The sequence below is a fragment of the Janthinobacterium sp. NKUCC06_STL genome (assembly GCF_019345455.1).
In the GTDB taxonomy this organism is placed as follows: domain Bacteria; phylum Pseudomonadota; class Gammaproteobacteria; order Burkholderiales; family Burkholderiaceae_D; genus Janthinobacterium; species Janthinobacterium rivuli.
In genome coordinates this window covers 1-816 of sequence record NZ_JAHKQY010000026.1, presented here as the reverse complement: position 1 = coordinate 816, position 816 = coordinate 1, and the positions used below count along the sequence as shown (strand labels likewise).

Genomic DNA, 816 nt, shown 5'->3' with positions numbered 1-816 from the left:
CCGATGTCGTCAATACACGTCTGTATGGAAGCCACTGGAGTCTATTCTGAGCCAGTGGCGCTGGCCTTGCATCAAGAAGGACTCATTGTTAGCGTAGTCAATCCTGCCTGCATTAAGGGTTTTGGCGCCAGTGAAAATATCCGCAATAAAAATGACGCCATCGATGCGGCGCTCATTGCGCGTTATTGCGCAGCGATGCGACCGGCAGCATGGCTGCCGCCACCGCTAGAGCAGCGCCAGTTGCGGGCATGGACGCTGCGTGTGCAGGCACTCAAAGATATACGCCAGCAGGAAGAAAACCGGCTGGAAGCCAATGCTTTCATCGGCATGGAAGATGTCGCGGCACATGTGCATCAGCACATTGCTTGGTTGAGCGCTGAAATTGCGAAGCTGGAGAGTGACATTAACGATCATATTGATCGCCATCCCAGGCTGAAACATGATGCTCAGCTTCTTGTCAGCATCCCTGGTGTTGGCATGGCCACAGCCGCAAGAATCCTGGGCCAGTTAGGCGATATTCGTCGGTTTTGCAACGCCAAGGCATTTGCTGCCTTTCTTGGCGTCACTCCTCGTCAGCGTAATTCAGGCACTTCAGTGAAGGGACGCACGATGATCAGTCGTACCGGCAATACCTCGCTGCGCGCCGCGCTTTACATGCCCAGCTTGGTCGCACGTCGCTACAATCCCATTCTCTGCCGTTTTGCAGAACGCTTGTCTGCAACGGGCATGGCGAAAAAAGCCGTAATTGGCGCGATCATGCACAAACTAGCACATCTGATCTATGGAGTGATCCACAATGACAGGCCCTTTGATGCG

The 816-nt window shown here is 53.9% G+C and carries 1 protein-coding gene; it reads left to right on the top strand.

Annotated elements, in window-relative coordinates:
• Nucleotides 1-3: 3 nt before the first annotated feature.
• Nucleotides 4-816: IS110 family transposase (locus KO539_RS29810; protein ID WP_257626560.1), on the top strand; the 813-nt coding region annotated here is incomplete at its 3' end.